General features: G+C 68.4%; 12 protein-coding genes. 8 read left to right on the forward strand and 4 right to left on the reverse strand.

Translation table 11 applies throughout. The features are described 5' to 3' along the window. Window positions 1-3: 3 nt before the first annotated feature. From AWC24_RS20905 to AWC24_RS20920, 4 genes are read left to right on the forward strand one after another with little or no spacing between them, the layout of a single operon-like run. Window positions 4-885 carry a carbohydrate ABC transporter permease gene (locus AWC24_RS20905; RefSeq protein WP_085088942.1) on the forward strand — a complete coding sequence of 294 codons (882 nt, stop codon included), beginning with the start codon at window positions 4-6 and terminating at the stop codon, window positions 883-885. Beyond that, a complete protein-coding gene (locus AWC24_RS20910; protein ID WP_085088944.1) occupies window positions 882-1,709 on the forward strand; it encodes a carbohydrate ABC transporter permease in 828 nt (275 codons plus the stop codon). Before AWC24_RS20905 ends, AWC24_RS20910 begins: the two co-directional genes overlap by 4 nt. A gap of 4 nt (window positions 1,710-1,713) precedes the next feature. Further along, window positions 1,714-2,856: an ABC transporter ATP-binding protein gene (locus tag AWC24_RS20915; protein WP_085088946.1), complete on the forward strand. Its 1,143-nt coding sequence runs from the start codon at window positions 1,714-1,716 to the stop codon at window positions 2,854-2,856. Then, window positions 2,853-3,458 (forward strand): suppressor of fused domain protein, encoded by a 606-nt coding sequence (locus AWC24_RS20920; RefSeq protein ID WP_085088948.1) that lies wholly within the window; start codon window positions 2,853-2,855, stop codon window positions 3,456-3,458. The genes AWC24_RS20915 and AWC24_RS20920 overlap by 4 nt, the downstream gene beginning before the upstream one ends. Before the next feature lie 16 nt (window positions 3,459-3,474). On the opposite strand, the gene corA is transcribed toward AWC24_RS20920, so the two are convergent. After that, window positions 3,475-4,509 (reverse strand): magnesium/cobalt transporter CorA, encoded by a 1,035-nt coding sequence (corA, locus tag AWC24_RS20925; RefSeq protein WP_085088950.1) that lies wholly within the window; start codon window positions 4,507-4,509, stop codon window positions 3,475-3,477. Between the two features lie 180 nt (window positions 4,510-4,689). Here corA and AWC24_RS20930 point away from each other — a divergent pair, with 180 nt between their 5' ends. From AWC24_RS20930 to AWC24_RS20940, 3 genes are all read left to right on the forward strand, one after another. After that, on the forward strand, window positions 4,690-5,679 hold the full coding sequence (locus AWC24_RS20930) for a malate dehydrogenase (protein ID WP_085088952.1): 990 nt from the start codon (window positions 4,690-4,692) through the stop codon (window positions 5,677-5,679). Between the two features lie 70 nt (window positions 5,680-5,749). After that, window positions 5,750-6,937, forward strand: coding sequence for an NAD(P)-dependent malic enzyme (locus AWC24_RS20935; protein WP_085088954.1), 1,188 nt, complete (start codon window positions 5,750-5,752; stop codon window positions 6,935-6,937). A gap of 31 nt (window positions 6,938-6,968) precedes the next feature. Further along, entirely contained in the window at window positions 6,969-7,808 is an 840-nt protein-coding gene (locus AWC24_RS20940; protein ID WP_234807468.1) for a glycine betaine ABC transporter substrate-binding protein, read from the forward strand. A 13-nt stretch (window positions 7,809-7,821) separates the two neighbouring features. Here AWC24_RS20940 and AWC24_RS20945 read toward each other — a convergent pair whose 3' ends face one another. The 3 genes from AWC24_RS20945 to AWC24_RS20955 form a co-directional block, all read right to left on the reverse strand. Beyond that, window positions 7,822-8,646: an SDR family NAD(P)-dependent oxidoreductase gene (locus tag AWC24_RS20945; protein WP_085088958.1), complete on the reverse strand. Its 825-nt coding sequence runs from the start codon at window positions 8,644-8,646 to the stop codon at window positions 7,822-7,824. 140 nt (window positions 8,647-8,786) lie between these two features. Further along, window positions 8,787-12,527 carry a multifunctional oxoglutarate decarboxylase/oxoglutarate dehydrogenase thiamine pyrophosphate-binding subunit/dihydrolipoyllysine-residue succinyltransferase subunit gene (locus AWC24_RS20950; RefSeq protein WP_085088960.1) on the reverse strand — a complete coding sequence of 1,247 codons (3,741 nt, stop codon included), beginning with the start codon at window positions 12,525-12,527 and terminating at the stop codon, window positions 8,787-8,789. Window positions 12,528-12,646: 119 nt separating this feature from the next. Then, entirely contained in the window at window positions 12,647-13,438 is a 792-nt protein-coding gene (locus tag AWC24_RS20955; protein WP_085088962.1) for a hypothetical protein, read from the reverse strand. 324 nt (window positions 13,439-13,762) lie between these two features. On the opposite strand from AWC24_RS20955, the gene AWC24_RS20960 reads away from it, so the two are divergent. After that, on the forward strand, window positions 13,763-15,796 hold the full coding sequence (locus AWC24_RS20960; RefSeq protein WP_085088964.1) for a DHA2 family efflux MFS transporter permease subunit: 2,034 nt from the start codon (window positions 13,763-13,765) through the stop codon (window positions 15,794-15,796). Window positions 15,797-15,808: the final 12 nt, after the last annotated feature.

A 15,808-nucleotide genomic window follows, 5' to 3' on the forward strand; every position in this document is an offset into this window, starting at 1 on the left:
CCCGTGACGTCCCGCGCCGACGAGGCGTCCCAGCGGCGGCTGGCGTTGCTGCTCGTCGCCCCGGCCGTGCTTTTGATGCTGGCCGTGACGGCCTATCCGATCGGGTATGCGATCTGGCTGAGCCTGCTGCGCTACAACCTGGCCACCCCCGACGACACCGCCTTCGTCGGCCTGGCCAACTACCAGACCACCCTGACCGACTCGTATTGGTGGACGGCGTTCGCGGTGACGCTGGGCATCACCGTGGTCTCGGTGGCCATCGAGTTCGTGCTGGGACTGGCGTTGGCGCTGGTGATGCACCGCAGCCTGTTCGCCAAGGGCATGGTGCGCACCGCGGTACTGGTGCCCTACGGCATCGTCACGGTCGCCGCCGCCTACAGCTGGTATTACGCCTGGACACCGGGCACCGGTTATCTGGCGAATCTGCTGCCCGCCGGCAGTGCGCCGTTGACCCAGCAGTTGCCGTCGCTGGGCATCGTGGTGGTCGCCGAGGTGTGGAAGACGACACCGTTCATGGCGCTGCTGCTGCTGGCCGGGCTGGCGCTGGTGCCCGAGGATCTGCTCAAGGCGGCCCAGGTCGACGGTGCCGGCGCCTGGCGGCGTCTGGTCAGCGTCATCCTGCCGATGATGAAGCCGGCCATCCTGGTGGCGTTGTTGTTCCGCACCCTGGACGCATTCCGGATCTTCGACAACATCTACGTGCTCACCAACGGCTCCAACAACACCGGTTCGGTGTCGATCCTGGGCTACGACAACCTGTTCAAGGGTTTCAACGTCGGCTTGGGTTCGGCGATCTCGGTGCTGATCTTCGTCTGCGTGGCGCTGATCGCGGTGCTGTTCGTCAAGGTGTTCGGTGCCGCGGCGCCGGGATCGGACCGGAGATGACCGACACTCGGCGCCGCGCGGCGTGGCTGATCATCGATGTGGCCGTGGTGGTTTACGCGCTGGTGCCGGTGCTGTGGATTTTGTCGCTGTCGGTCAAACCGACGTCAACGGTGAAGGACGGCAAGCTGATCCCGTCGTCGGTGACCCTGGACAACTACCGCGGCATCTTCGCCGGTGATGTGTTCGGGTCGGCGCTGCTCAACTCGCTCGGCATCGGGCTGATCACCACGGTGATCGCGGTGGTGATCGGTGCGATGGCAGCCTACGCGGTGGCCCGGCTGGACTTCCCCGGCAAACGGCTGCTGGTCGGGGCGGCGCTGCTCATCGCGATGTTCCCCCAGATATCGCTGGTGACACCGATTTTCAACATCGAACGGGCCATCGGGCTGTTCGACACCTGGCCGGGACTGATCATCCCCTACATCACCTTCGCGCTGCCGCTGGCGATCTACACCCTGTCGGCGTTCTTCTCCGAGATCCCGTGGGACCTGGAGAAGGCCGCCAAGATGGACGGCGCCACCCCGGGTCAGGCGTTCCGCAAGGTGATCGCGCCGCTGGCGGCGCCGGGCATCGTCACCGCGGCGATCCTGGTGTTCATCTTCGCCTGGAACGACCTGCTGCTGGCGTTGTCGCTGACGGCGACCAAGGCGTCGATCACCGCGCCGGTGGCGATCGCCAACTTCACCGGCAGTTCGCAGTTCGAGGAGCCGACCGGCTCGATCGCCGCCGGCGCGATGGTGATCACGGTGCCGATCATCGTCTTTGTTCTAATCTTCCAACGACGGATCGTGGCGGGACTGACCTCCGGCGCGGTGAAGGGATAGGCCGATGGCAGAGATCGAACTCCTCCACATCAGCAAGAGTTACCCCGACGGCGCCGTGGCGGTCAAAGACCTGTCGCTGAGGATCGCCGACGGCGAATTCATCATCCTGGTGGGCCCGTCGGGCTGCGGAAAATCCACCACGCTGAACATGATCGCGGGGCTGGAGGAGATCTCGTCGGGGGAGTTGCGCATCGGCGGTGAACGCGTCAACGAGAAAGCGCCCAAGGACCGCGACATCGCGATGGTGTTCCAGTCCTATGCCCTGTATCCGCACATGACGGTCCGGCAGAACATCGCCTTCCCGCTGACCCTGGCCAAGATGAAGAAGCCGCAGATCGCCGAGAAGGTCACCGAGGTCGCGAAAATCCTTGACCTGTCGGAGTTTCTGGACCGCAAGCCGTCGCAGTTGTCCGGTGGGCAGCGGCAGCGGGTCGCGATGGGACGGGCGATCGTGCGGCATCCCAAGGCGTTTCTGATGGACGAGCCGCTGTCGAACCTGGACGCCAAGCTGCGGGTGCAGATGCGCAGCGAGATCGCCCGGCTGCAGCGCCGATTGGGCACCACCACCGTCTACGTCACCCACGACCAGACCGAGGCGATGACGCTCGGCGACCGGGTGGTGGTGATGCACGGCGGGATCGCCCAGCAGATCGGCACCCCCGACGAGCTCTACGAGCGGCCGGCCAATCTGTTCGTCGCGGGTTTCGTCGGCTCGCCGGCGATGAACTTCTTCCCGGCCACGTTGACCTCGACCGGGGCGCGACTGCCGTTCGGCGAGGTCCCGCTGGCCGCGGAGGTCCGCGACGTCATCGGTCGGCACCCCGGGACCCATCACGACGTCGTCATCGGCGTGCGTCCCGAACATCTCGGTGACGCCGGTTTGCTCGCCGACGCCGACCGGGCCGGGGCGGTGACCTTCGGCGCGCGCGTCGACCTGGTGGAATCGCTGGGCGCCGACAAGTACCTGTACTTCACCCCGAACGAGGCCGCCGGCACGTCGACCGAAAACGGGCTGGTGGCGCGGGTTCCCGCCGCCTCGAAGGCGGCCGGCGGGCAGCCGATCGAGCTGGCCTTGGACGCCGCCAAGGTGGTGGTGTTCGACGCCGAGTCCGGGGTGAACCTGACCGTAGCGCCGGCTCCGCGGTGAGCGACGACCTGGACCGGGTGCGTGAGCACCTGAAAGCGCACTACGCGGCTGCCGGCATCGCGTCGGAGCCCGGCGCGGCGCGGGTGACGTTCCTGGGCGTCGAGCCCGTCGACGTGCTGCGGTTCGGGCCCGGGCCCGACCGGATGGTGCATTACGTCTCGGTGGGCTGCTCACGCCACCCGATGGGCGACCCGGGCCAGATCCTCGCCGACCCGGTGCACGGTCCGCGCGCGGAGGTCGTGCTGCGGCTGCGGATCTCGGGTTCTGATGCCGGGTTGGCGCGCAGCCTGGCCATGGTGGCCGCCGCCCCGGTGGTGGAGGGTGTGGTGCTGGCCGCCGATGCGCTGATGGACCTGGGCGGTCCGCTGTGGACGCGGCAGTCGGGCGGCGTGCCGTTCACCGCGATGCTGCTGGGTGACAGCGATATCGCCGAGTTGGCGCTGGAGGCGCCGCGCGAGCCGGTGCGGTTCTTGTCGGCCATCCCGATCACCGCGACCGAGGCGGCCTGGGTGCGGCTCAAGGGCGCCGACGCGATGCGCGAGGCCTGGCGCGCCGACGGGGTGGATGTGCTCGACCCCGACCGCCCCGCCTCCCAGCCTTAACCCGAGGGCGGCCAGCTCAGAGCCAGCCGTTGCGGCGGAACGCGCGGTAGAGCACGGTGCTGATGCCGGCCATGCCCAGCAGCACGGTCGGGTAACTGAACGACCAGTGCAGCGCGGGCATGTGGTCGAAGTTCATTCCGTAGATGCCGGCGATCATGGTGGGGACGGCGATGATGCCGGCCCACGCCGACATCTTGCGCATGTCGGTGTTCTGCTGCATGCCCACCCGTGCCAGCGCCGCCTGCACCAGTGAACTCAGCATCTCGTCGTAGCTGGCGATCTGTTCGGCGGCGCGGGTCTGGTGGTCGGCGACGTCACGCAGGTAGCGCCGCACCTCTTTGGAGATCAGATCCTTGTAGTCGCTCTGCATCCGCTGAAGCGGAATCGACAGCGGTGCCACCGCGCGCCGCAGTTCGACGACTTCGCGTTTGATCTGGTAGATCGGCTCGACGTCGGTGCGGGTGCCCGGTGCGAACGCCACCTCCTCGATGGCGTCGATGTCGCTTTCCATCAGGTTGGTCACCTCCACGTAGCGGTCGACCACGTAGTCGGCGATGGCATGCATCACCGCGTACGGCCCCAGCCGCATGTGGTCGGGGTCGGCGTCCATCCGCTTGCGGACCTCGGAGAGTCGGCCGTGTTCGCCGTGCCGGACGGTGACGACGAAGTTCCGGCCGACGAACACCATGATCTCGCCGGTCTCGACGATCTGCCGCGGCAGCACCACCGATTCGTGCGGGAGGTAGTTGACGGTCTTGAGCACCAGGAACAGCGATTCGTCGTAGCGCTCCAGCTTGGGCCGCTGGTGGGCGTGCACGGCATCCTCGACGGTCAGTTCGTGCAGGTCGAAGGTCGCTGCCACGGCTTGCATCTGGGACTCGTCGGGTTCGTGCAGGCCGACCCAGACGAAACCGTCCCGGCCTTTCGCCTCGATCTCGCGGACCTTGGCCATCGCCCCGGCGGGGGTGAACTGGCCGGGAACGCGGTCCCCGTCGGTATAGACACCGCAGTCGATCAGCACCCGCGGAGCCGGATCTCGCAACGCCGTCATCGGCGGCCTCCCTCCCGGCGCATACGCCGGTCAAATGGTACGCGCCCGGACCCAAAGTGACCGGTCAGCGCCGTCGCCGCGGGGTCCGGAGTTTTCCGGCCCGCACCGGTGCGATAGTTTCGACCCGGACCAATCCAGACCATTCCAGACCAAGCCGAACCCGTTCGAGGAGCACTTGACGTGAGCACAACCCCGCTCAAGGTGGCCGTCACCGGCGCCGCCGGCCAGATCGGCTACAGCCTGCTTTTCCGCCTGGCCAGTGGCTCGTTGCTCGGCCCCGACCGGCCGATCGAACTGCGACTGCTGGAGATCGAGCCCGCGCTCAAGGCGCTCGAGGGCGTGGTGATGGAGCTTGACGACTGCGCGTTCCCGCTGCTGTCGGGGGTGCAGATCGGTTCGGACGCGAACAAGATCTTCGACGGCGCCAACCTGGCGCTGCTGGTGGGCGCCCGCCCCCGCGGCCCGGGCATGGAGCGCAGCGACCTGCTGGAGGCCAACGGTGCGATCTTCACCGCGCAGGGCAAGGCGCTCAACGCGGTTGCGGCTTCCGACATCCGGGTGGGCGTGACCGGAAACCCGGCCAACACCAACGCGCTGATCGCGATGACCAACGCTCCCGACATCCCCAAGGAGCGCTTCTCCGCGCTGACCCGACTGGACCACAACCGGGCGATTTCGCAGCTGGCGGCCAAGACCGGCGCCAAGGTCACCGACGTCAAGAAGATGACGATCTGGGGCAACCACTCCGCCAGCCAGTACCCGGACCTGTTCCACGCCGAGGTCGGCGGGCGTAACGCGGCCGAGGTCGTGGGCGACCAGTCCTGGATCGAGAACGACTTCATCCCCACCGTCGCCAAGCGCGGTGCGGCGATCATCGACGCCCGCGGCGCCTCGTCGGCGGCCTCGGCGGCATCGGCCACCGTCGACGCCGCCCGGGACTGGCTGCTGGGCAGCCCGGACGGGGACTGGGTGTCGATGGCGGTGGTCTCCGACGGCTCCTACGGGGTGCCCGAGGGCCTGATCTCGTCGTTCCCGGTCACCACCTCCGGCGGCGACTGGAGCATCGTGGGTGGCCTGGACATCGACGACTTCTCCCGCGGCCGGATCGACGCCTCCACTGCTGAGCTGGCCGAGGAGCGCGAAGCGGTCAAGGGGCTGGGCCTGATCTGAGCGCGGCCGGCGCCCACCGGCGCTGGCCGTTGCCGATCGAGAGCCACCAGCGCAGTACCCTGGACTATCGATGCCTGAGAACCTTGCGAACACGTTGGACAACTCGCCGATCGTCATCGGGGACGAGGAGATCTTCGAAGCCCACATGGGCGGGAAGATCTCCGTCGACCTGAAAACCCCGCTGGACAGCCAGCGCGCGCTGTCGATCGCCTACACGCCCGGGGTGGCGCAGGTCAGCCGCGCCATCGCCGCGGACCACACCCTGGCCGCCCGCTACACCTGGGCGCACCGGCTGGTGGCGGTGGTCAGCGACGGCACCTCGGTGCTCGGGCTGGGCGACCTGGGTCCGTCGGCGTCGCTGCCGGTGATGGAGGGCAAGGCCGCGCTGTTCAAGACCTTCGCCGGCCTGGACTCCATTCCCATCGTGTTGGACACCAAGGATCCTGACGAGATCGTGGAGACCCTGGTGCGGCTGCGTCCGTCGTTCGGCGCGGTCAACCTCGAGGACATTTCCGCGCCGCGGTGCTTCGAGATCGAACGCCGGGTGATCGAGGCGCTGGACTGCCCGGTGATGCACGACGACCAGCACGGCACCGCCATCGTGGCGCTGGCGGCCCTGATGGGTGCGGCCAAGGTGCTCGGACGTGACATCTCCTCGCTGCGGGTGGTGGTCTCCGGTGCCGGTGCCGCGGGCGTGGCCTGCGCCAACATCCTGATGTCGGTGGGCATCTCGGAGATGATCGTGCTCGATTCGCAGGGTGTGCTGCATGCGGAACGCACCGACATGAACGACGTCAAGACCGAGCTGGCGCAACGCACCAACCCCGGTGGCTGCACCGGTGGCCTGGCCGAGGCGCTGGCCGGCGCCGATGTGTTCCTGGGCGCCTCCGGAGGGGTGGTCCCCGAGGAGTTGATCGCGTCGATGAACCCGGGCGGGGTGGTGTTCGCACTGTCGAACCCCGACCCGGAGATCCACCCGGATCTGGCGGCCAAGTACGCGGCGGTGGTGGCGACCGGGCGCAGCGATTTCCCCAACCAGATCAACAACGTGCTGGCCTTCCCCGGGGTGTTCCGCGGTGCGCTGGACGCCAATGCCGAACGCATCACCGAGGAGATGAAATTGGCTGCCGCGGAGGCGATTTACTCCGTCGTCGCCGACGATCTGGCACCGGATCGCGTCGTGCCGAGCCCGCTGGACCCGCGTGTCGAGCCGGCGGTTGCGGCCGCGGTCGCAGCGGCCGCCGGGTCCGCGTCCTGAGCCTACGGTGCCGCGGTCGCCGAGACATCAACTGCGCCGGTTGGCGCTGGTACTGACCACGGCCCTGCTGATCGCCGGGTGTGGTGATCGCCCGGGGCCGGCGCCGCTGGGCGTGGCGACCGCGCCGGACCCGCAGTCGCAGGTTTTGGCCCAGCTGTACGCGAGCGCGCTGCGCGGTGCCGGTGCCGCGGTGCGAATCGATGTGGTCGCCGACCCGGTCGCGGCGCTGGATTCCGGGCAGTTGACCCTGGTTCCCGGTTTCACCGGCCGCCTGCTGGCGGTGTTCGCCCCCGACTCCACCGCACGGTCCGACCGGCAGGTCTACTGGGCGTTGGCCGGTGCGCTGCCCGAAGGGCTTGCGCTCGGTGACTACGCCATGACCGCCGCTGACAAACCGGTGCTGGCCGTGACGAAAGCCACCGCCGACGCGTGGGGCGGATCCGAGCTGTCCGCGCTGGTGCGGCACTGCTCCGGGCTGGTCGTCGGCGCGGTCGCCGGTGTGCGGACGCCGGCGGTGGTGGGGCGGTGCGCCCTGCCCAGACTGCGCGAATTCCCTGATAGCGTAGCGCTGTTCGCCGCGCTGCGTGCCCGCCAGATCACCGCGGCGTGGACCAGTACGGCCAGTCCGTCGACGCCCGACCACGGCACCGTGCTGCTCACCGATGGCCGGCCGGCACTGATGCGCGCTGAGAACGTGGTGCCGCTGTATCGGCGCAACGAGCTGACCGAATCCCAACTGCTGGCGATCAATCAGGTCGCCGGTGTGCTCGACACCGAGGCCCTGGCCGACATGCGCCGACGGGTGGCCGGCGGCGCCGATCCGCAGGCGGTCGTGGATGCCTTCCTGGAGGAGCATCCGCTCGGGCGGTAGTGCCGGCGAAACCCTACCGGGGAGCGAACCGGGGGATGACGAACGAGAACAGCCGCTGGTAGCGCGAACCGGTGAGACGCACGAGCAGGTCGAGTGCCCGCGCGTCGTTTCCGATGAGCACCCGGGCCCGGTTCTTGCTCACCCCGTCGAGGATCACCCGGGCGGCCTCTTCGGCACTGGTGGAGGCCAGCCGCCGGTCGAAGAAGTCGGCCATCGCGGCGTGGTCCACTCCTTCGACGGTGGTGGCGTTGCGGGCGATCGCGGTCTTGATGCCGCCGGGATGCACGGTGGTGACCTTGACCGGGTGCTTGGCGATGGCCATCTCCTGATGCAGCGCCTCGGTGAAGCCGCGGACGGCGAATTTGGCGGCGTTGTAGGCGGCCTGGCCGGGCATCGACAGCAAACCGAACAAGCTGGAGATGTTGATGACGTGGCCGTCGCCGGAGGCGATCAGGTGCGGCAGGAAGGCTTTGGTGCCGTTGACCACGCCCCAGAAGTCGACGTCCATCACCCGTTCGATGTCCTTGAACTCGCTGGCCTCGACGTCGCCGCTGAACGCGATCCCGGCGTTGTTGTAGATCTGGTTGACCTTGCCGAAGTGGCCTTTGACCTCGTCGGCGTAGCCGATGACCACTTCGCGCTCGGTGACGTCGAGCCGGTCTGCCTTGACCCGCACGCCCAGTGCGGCCAACCGTTGCTCGGTCTGTGCCAGCCCCTCGGTGTCGACATCGCTGATCGCCAGTTGCGCGCCGGCGCGGGCCAGCTCGACGGCCAGCGCCCGGCCGATCCCCGAGCCGGCGCCGGTGACGACGGCGACTTTCCCGGCGAATCCCTTCATGTGCCCTCCCCGCGGTCGATTGACCATCAGAGCCTATCCGGTACCAGCGGTACCGGCTTCAGCGCCCCGGTGAGCGTGTATGAACCCGGTGTGTCGCCCGGGGACCCGCACGCTGGCGGGGAAGGGGGTCAGCCGAACGCTCACCCAAATGCCAAGTCGATGATCTCCTGCTGCTCGACGGCGTGCACCTTCGAGGAACCCGACGACGGCGCCGACATCGCCCGCCGCGAGATCCGCTTGACCCCGGTCAGCTTCTCGGGCAGCAACTCCGGCAGCTCCAGGCCGAACCGCGGCCACGCGCCCTGGTTGGCCGGCTCCTCCTGCACCCAGAAGAACTGCTCCGCATTCGGGTAGCGGTCCAAGGTGGCGGCGAGGCGCCGCTTGGGCAGCGGGGCCAGCTGCTCGATCCGCACCAGCGCGATGTCCTCCCGGTCGTCCTTGGCCTTGCGGGCGGCCAACTCGTAGTAGATCTTGCCGCTGGTCAGCAACACCCGGGTGACCTTGTTGCGGTCGCCGTCGCCGTCGCCGTAGGTGGGCTCTTCGAGCACCGAGCGGAACTTGACGTCGGTGAAGTCCTTGATGTCGCTGACCACTGCCTTGTTGCGCAGCATCGACTTCGGGGTGAACACGATCAGCGGCCGCTGGATCCCGTCGAGGGCATGCCGGCGCAGCAGGTGGAAGTAGTTCGACGGGGTCGAGGGCATCGCGATGGTCATCGAGCCTTCCGCCCACAACTGCAGGAAGCGCTCGATGCGCCCGGAGGTGTGGTCGGGGCCTTGGCCCTCATGGCCGTGCGGCAGCAGCAGCACCACATTGGACAGCTGGCCCCACTTGGCCTCGCCGGAACTGATGAACTCGTCGATGATCGACTGCGCACCGTTGACGAAGTCGCCGAACTGCGCCTCCCACAGCACCATCGCGTCGGGGTTGCCGACGGTGTAGCCGTATTCGAAGCCGACCGCGGCGAACTCGGACAGCGGTGAGTCGTAGACCAGGAACTTGCCGCCGCTCGGGGTGCCGTCGGGGGTGCTGGCCAGCAACTGCAACGGGCTGAACTCGGCGCCGTTGGTGTGGTCGATGATCACCGAGTGCCGCTGGGAGAAGGTGCCGCGGCGAGTGTCCTGCCCCGACAGTCGCACCAGTTTGCCCTCGGCAACCAGCGAACCCAGCGCCAGCAGTTCGGCGAACGCCCAGTCGACCTTGCCTTCGTAGGCCATCTCCTTGCGCCGCTCGAGCACCGGCAACACCCGCGGATGCACGGTGAATCCCTCGGGAATCGACAGGAACGCGTCGCCGATGCGGGCCAGCATCGCCTTGTCTACCGCGGTGTTCAGCCCGCGCGGCACCTGCTGCTCGGATTCGACCGACTCGCTGGGCATGGCGGCGTGCTTTTCCAGTTCACGGATCTCGTTGAACACCCGCTCCAGTTGGCCGTGGTAGTCGCGCAGCGCGTCTTCGGCCTCCTTCATCGAGATGTCGCCACGGCCGATCAGGTCTTCGGTGTAGCTCTTGCGCACGCCGCGCTTGGTGCCGATCACGTCGTACATGTACGGGTTGGTCATCGACGGGTCGTCGCCCTCGTTGTGCCCGCGGCGGCGGTAGCACAGCATGTCGATGACGACGTCCTTGTGGAACTTCTGCCGGAAGTCCACCGCCAGCCGGGCCACCCAGTCGCAGGCCTCCGGGTCGTCGCCGTTGACGTGGAAGATCGGCGCGCCGATCATCTTGGCGACGTCGGTGCAGTACTCGCTGGAGCGGGAGTGGTCCGGCGCGGTGGTGAACCCGATCTGGTTGTTGACGATGATGTGGATGGTGCCGCCGACCCGGTAGCCGGGCAGCATCGCCATGTTCAGCGTCTCGGCCACCACGCCCTGGCCGGCGAACGCGGCGTCGCCGTGCAGCATCATCGGCACCACCGAGAACGCCGGCCGTTCGCCGTTGTCCGAGGAGCCCCGATCGAGCAGGTCCTGGCGGGCCCGGACAAGCCCCTCCAGCACCGGGTCGACGGCCTCCAAGTGCGACGGGTTGGCGGTCAGTGACACCTGAATGTCGTTGTCGCCGAACATCTGCAGGTACACCCCGGTGGAGCCCAGGTGGTACTTGACGTCGCCGGAACCGTGCGCCTCGGCCGGGTTGAGGTTGCCCTCGAACTCGGTGAAGATCTGCGAATACGGCTTGCCGACGATGTTGGCCAGCACGTTGAGCCGGCCGCGGTGCGGCATGCCGATGACGACCTCGTCGAGCGCGTACTCGGCGCACTGGTCGATCGCCGCGTCCATCATCGGGATCACCGCCTCGGCGCCTTCCAGGCTGAACCGTTTCTGCCCGACGTACTTGGTCTGCAGAAAGCTCTCGAACGCTTCGGCGGCATTCAGCTTGCTCAGGATGTATTTCTGCTGTGCGACAGTGGGTTTGATGTGCTTGACCTCGACGCGCTCCTGCAGCCACTGCTGCTGTTCGGGCTCGAGGATGTGGGTGTACTCCACGCCGACGTGGCGGCAGTAGGCGTCGCGCAGCACCGAGAGGATCTCGCGCAGCTTGCGGAAGTCGCCGCCGGGCAGGCCCTCGACCTTGAACTCCCGGTCCAGATCCCACAGCGTCAGACCGTGGGTCAGCACGTCCAGGTCGGGGTGGCTGCGGAACCGGGTGTTGTCCAGCCGCAGCGGGTCGACGTCGGCCATCAGGTGACCGCGGTTGCGGTACGCGGCGATCAGCTCGACGACGCGGGCGTTCTTGTCGACCACCGAGTCCGGGTTGTCGGTGCGCCACCGTACCGGCTCATAGGGGATGGACAGCTCGAAGAAGATCTCGTCCCAGAACGCGTCGGAGAGCAGCAACTCGTGCACGGTGCGCAAGAAATCGCCCGATTCCGCGCCCTGGATGATGCGGTGGTCATAGGTCGAGGTCAGCGTGATCAGCTTGCCCACCCCGAGTTCGGCGATGCGCTGCTCGCTGGCCCCCTGGAACTCGGCGGGGTACTCCATGGCGCCGACGCCGATGATCGCGCCCTGGCCGGCCATCAGCCGGGGCACCGAGTGCACGGTGCCGATGGTTCCGGGGTTGGTCAGCGAGATCGTCACGCCGGCGAAGTCCTCGGCGGTCAGTTTGCCGTCGCGGGCGCGGCGCACGATGTCTTCGTAGGCGGCGACGAACTGCGCGAAATGCAGCGACTCCGCCTCCTTGATGCCGGCCACCACCAGCGAGCGCTTGCCGTCCTTGCCGTGCAGGTCGATCGCGAGCCCCAGATTGGTGTGCGCCGGTGTGACGGCGTTGGGCTTGCCGTCGACCTCGGCGAAGTGCCGGTTCATGTTGGGGAACTGCTTGACGGCCTGTACGAGCGCGTAGCCCAACAGGTGGGTGAAGGAGATCTTGCCGCCGCGGGTGCGCTTGAGTTGGTTGTTGATGACGATGCGGTTGTCGATCATCAGCTTGGCCGGCACGGCGCGCACACTGGTGGCCGTGGGCACCGTCAGGGAGGTGTCCATGTTCTTGACCACCGCGGCGGCCGCGCCGCGCAACACCTGTAGTTCGGCGTCGGCGGCCGGAGCGGGCGACTTCGGCCGGGCGGGTTTGGCGGCTGGAGCGGGCTTCGCTTCGGCGGCCGGTGCGGGCTTGGCCGGGGCGGCCGGCTCGGACTTCGGCTGGGCGGGCTTGGCGGCCGGCGCGGGAGTGGGCGAGCCGTCACCGCCGGGTTTATGCGGCGATCCCAGCTTCGCCTCTCCTCCGTCGAGCCTCGCTGAATCGCCGGATTCATCCGGCTTGTAGTCGACCAGGAACTCGTGCCAGCTCGGGTCCACCGAGGACGGATCGTCGCGGAATTTGCGGTACATCTCCTCGACTAGCCATTCGTTCTGACCGAAGGGTGAACTCATACCGCTCACGACAGTTACTCGCCTCTATTCCTGTATTCCCGATCGTCTGGCCGGCCGCCCAAGCGGCGCCCGCCTGCCTGCATAAAGGCTAGCCTCTTCGCGTTATTCCGCCACCGGTGTTCGGTTGATCACGCCGACGGTTGTGACGGGCTGACCTGAGCGTCCGAGTCGTCGGGCAGGGCCGGCAGCAGGTGCAGCGTGACCGGCCAGCGGTCGGCGGCCGGACCGAAGGCCCGGCGGGCGTTCCCGACGATCTTCTTGCCGATGAAGCGGTTGCCGAGGGCTCCGATCACCGCGCCCAGCCCGACCGGCAGCAGCTTCCCGAACGCCAGCGCCCCGCGCCGCAGGGTGAAGCGCTTGACGAAGTAGCGCAGCAGCCGCGAGTTCAGCTCCGACACCGCCGGCAGCGGCAGCGCCGCCGTCCCCTGAGCGAGCCACGCGCCGCTGGTGCGGCCCGAGCCGAGCAGGTCGGCCATGGCGCCCTTGCCCTGGTCGCCGACCAGCACCGCCAGCACCAGGGCGCGCCGTCGTTCCCGGTTGTCGACGGGAATGCCGTGTACCTCCGCCACGCACAGCACGAAGAACGCGGTGGCCTCCAGGAAGACGGCGGTCTCGGCGGCGACCGCCGACATCGCGAGCAGGGTGCCGATCGCCGGCACCGCCGCCGTGGCGCCCACCGCGGCACCGCTGGCCGTGGCCGCGGCCAGGTAGCGCCGCTCCAGCTTCTTCACCACTTGCGCCGGCCCGACGCCGGGGTCGCGGTGGCGCAACCGCTCGACGTAGGCGCGCACCGCCGGGCCCTGCACCTTCTCGCTGCTCTCGATGACCCGCGACAACACCCGGGCCGTCATGCCGGGCTTCTCACCGCCGGGGGCGGGCGCCAGTTCCTGCGCCGACCGCCGTCGCCGAAAGATGCCCATGGTTGCCTCCCATTCCGACTCCGTAATTGTTCAGGCTAACGTTCCGGTGGGGGTTTACCCGCTCAACGGGCCGCTAGCCGTTCGGCGGCGAATCAGGGCACCGGCGCTGCGAGTTGTTCAAGGCAACTTCGGTCCGTAGCGTCGCATGAGGTGGTTAGAGGCCCGGACCGCAGAGCGCAGCGAGGGGAGGGGCGGCGCTTGAGCGCCACGAGTAGCCGGACTCGTCCCGGCGACCAGCCGAGACGCCCCGGTGGTGTGCGTTTCACGATCCCGCGACCGGTAGGTCGGGGGGATTCGGTCAATCCGTGGAACGCGTTGTGGGCGATGATGCTCGGGTTCTTCGTGATCCTGGTGGATTCCACCATCGTGGCCGTCGCCAACCCCAGCATCATGGCGGCGCTCGACATCGGCTACGACACGGTGATCTGGGTGACCAGTGCCTACCTGTTGGGGTATGCGGTGCCGCTGCTGGTCACCGGTCGGCTCGGCGACCAGTTCGGCCCGAAGAATCTCTATCTGGCCGGGCTGGCGGTGTTCACCGCGGCCTCGCTGTGGTGCGGCCTGGCCGGCGGGATCGACATGTTGATCACGGCGCGCGCGGTGCAGGGGATCGGTGCCGCGCTGTTGACGCCGCAGACCCTGACGGTGATCACCCGGACATTTCCCGCCGACCGTCGCGGCATGGCGATGAGCGTGTGGGGAGCGACGGCCGGGGTGGCGACGCTGATCGGGCCGCTGGCGGGCGGGGTGCTGGTCGACGGGCTGGGCTGGGAGTGGATCTTCTTCGTCAACGTGCCGGTCGGTGTCTTCGGCTTGGTCCTGGCGTACCTGCTCATCCCCGACCTCCCGGTCCATCGGCATCGATTCGACCTGATCGGGGTGGCGCTGTCGGGAATCGGCATGTTCCTGCTCGTCTTCGCTCTCCAGGAGGGCGAGTCGCAGGGCTGGGCGCCGTGGGTCTGGGCGCTGATCGTCGCGGGTGTCGGCTGCCTGGTGTTGTTCGTCTACTGGCAGGCGGTCACCGGGGGCGAGCCGCTGGTCCCGTTGCACATCTTTCGTGACCTCGACTTCGGCCTGGCCAACATCGGGGTGGCCGTCATCGGTTTCGCGGCGACCGCGATGGTGCTGCCGGTGATGTTCTACGCGCAGGCGGTGTGCGGGATGTCGCCGACCCGTGCGGCGTTGCTGACCGCGCCGATGGCGATCGCCAGCGGGGTTCTGGCCCCCGTCGTCGGCAAGATCGTCGACCGGGCCCACCCCCGGACGATGGTCGGGTTCGGCTTCTCGATGCTGGCGATCGCGCTGACCTGGCTGTCGATCGAGATGACGCCGGTCACCCCGGTCTGGCGGCTGCTGCTGCCGTTCACCGCCGTCGGTGTCGGGATGGCGTTCATCTGGTCACCGTTGGCTGCGACGGCCACCCGCAATCTGCCGCCGCACCTGGCCGGCGCCGGCTCCGGGGTCTATAACGCAACCCGGCAGATCGGCGCGGTGCTGGGCAGTGCCGGGATGGCCGCGTTCATGACGTCGCGGATCTCCACCAATCTGCCGCCGGCGCCGGGTGGTCGCCACCCTGGCTCCGGTGACCGGAACCTGCCCGATTTCCTGCACGAGCCGTTCGCGGCGGCGATGTCGGAATCGACGCTGCTACCGGCGTTCGTCGCGCTGTTCGGCGTGGTCGCGGCGCTGTTCATGGTCGGTTTCGTCATCGCACCGGATCGCCGGCGACCCCGGCCGGGCGCCGATCTCGACGACGCCGGCGACATCGACGACTTCGGTGACTTTGAAGACCTCGACGAAGTCGATGACCGTCGCCGGGGTTCGGATGCGCCCGTCCTGGAACGCGTCAGCCTGCCGCGTCACTTCGCGGCCTTCAGCGCACCCCGCAGCGACGAAGCCGGGAAGGCCGACGACGCCGGTGAGGTCGATGACGCCGATGACCCGACCGAGCTGATCCCGGTCGTCGTCCCGGGTCAGCGGGACATCCGCCCGGAAACGCACCGCCCCGGGCCACAGCAGTGGGCCCGCCCTGTTCGGCCTGCCCGGCCGGCGCGGCCGGTCCGGCGCGCGACGCGCCCACCGATCCGGCATGAGGACCCCGCCACCGAACCGCTGACCGTCGAGCTTCCGCCGGTAACCGCCCGGACGCCGGATGCGGATCCGACACCACTGCGGCACAACGGCTTTCACGTTGACGCCGGACGGCGCTACCGTCGGGTCGTCAACGGGGAACCGGTGCCGGACGTGCTGGCCAAGTTCGGGATCACCGGCGGGAGCCCGGGGCGCCGCAACAGGCACCACCGGCACGACGCCGAGGACACCGACGAATTCGGGCGACGCTCCCACCGCGGCGATTGATCGGGCGGCTCG

Source organism: Mycolicibacter senuensis (genome assembly GCF_002101885.1).
Taxonomy (GTDB): Bacteria; Actinomycetota; Actinomycetes; order Mycobacteriales; family Mycobacteriaceae; genus Mycobacterium; species Mycobacterium senuense.

What these genes read in the sequence shown, in the direction of transcription:
- AWC24_RS20935 (WP_085088954.1), top strand. Translation starts at nt 5,750, where the DNA reads ATGCCTGAGAACCTTGCGAACACGTTGGACAACTCGCCGATCGTCATC.
- AWC24_RS20960 (WP_085088964.1), top strand. Translation starts at nt 13,763, where the DNA reads ATGATGCTCGGGTTCTTCGTGATCCTGGTGGATTCCACCATCGTGGCC.
- AWC24_RS20955 (WP_085088962.1), bottom strand. Translation starts at nt 13,438, where the DNA reads ATGGGCATCTTTCGGCGACGGCGGTCGGCGCAGGAACTGGCGCCCGCC.
- AWC24_RS20945 (WP_085088958.1), bottom strand. Translation starts at nt 8,646, where the DNA reads ATGAAGGGATTCGCCGGGAAAGTCGCCGTCGTCACCGGCGCCGGCTCG.
- AWC24_RS20910 (WP_085088944.1), top strand. Translation starts at nt 882, where the DNA reads ATGACCGACACTCGGCGCCGCGCGGCGTGGCTGATCATCGATGTGGCC.
- AWC24_RS20915 (WP_085088946.1), top strand. Translation starts at nt 1,714, where the DNA reads ATGGCAGAGATCGAACTCCTCCACATCAGCAAGAGTTACCCCGACGGC.
- corA (WP_085088950.1), bottom strand. Translation starts at nt 4,509, where the DNA reads ATGACGGCGTTGCGAGATCCGGCTCCGCGGGTGCTGATCGACTGCGGT.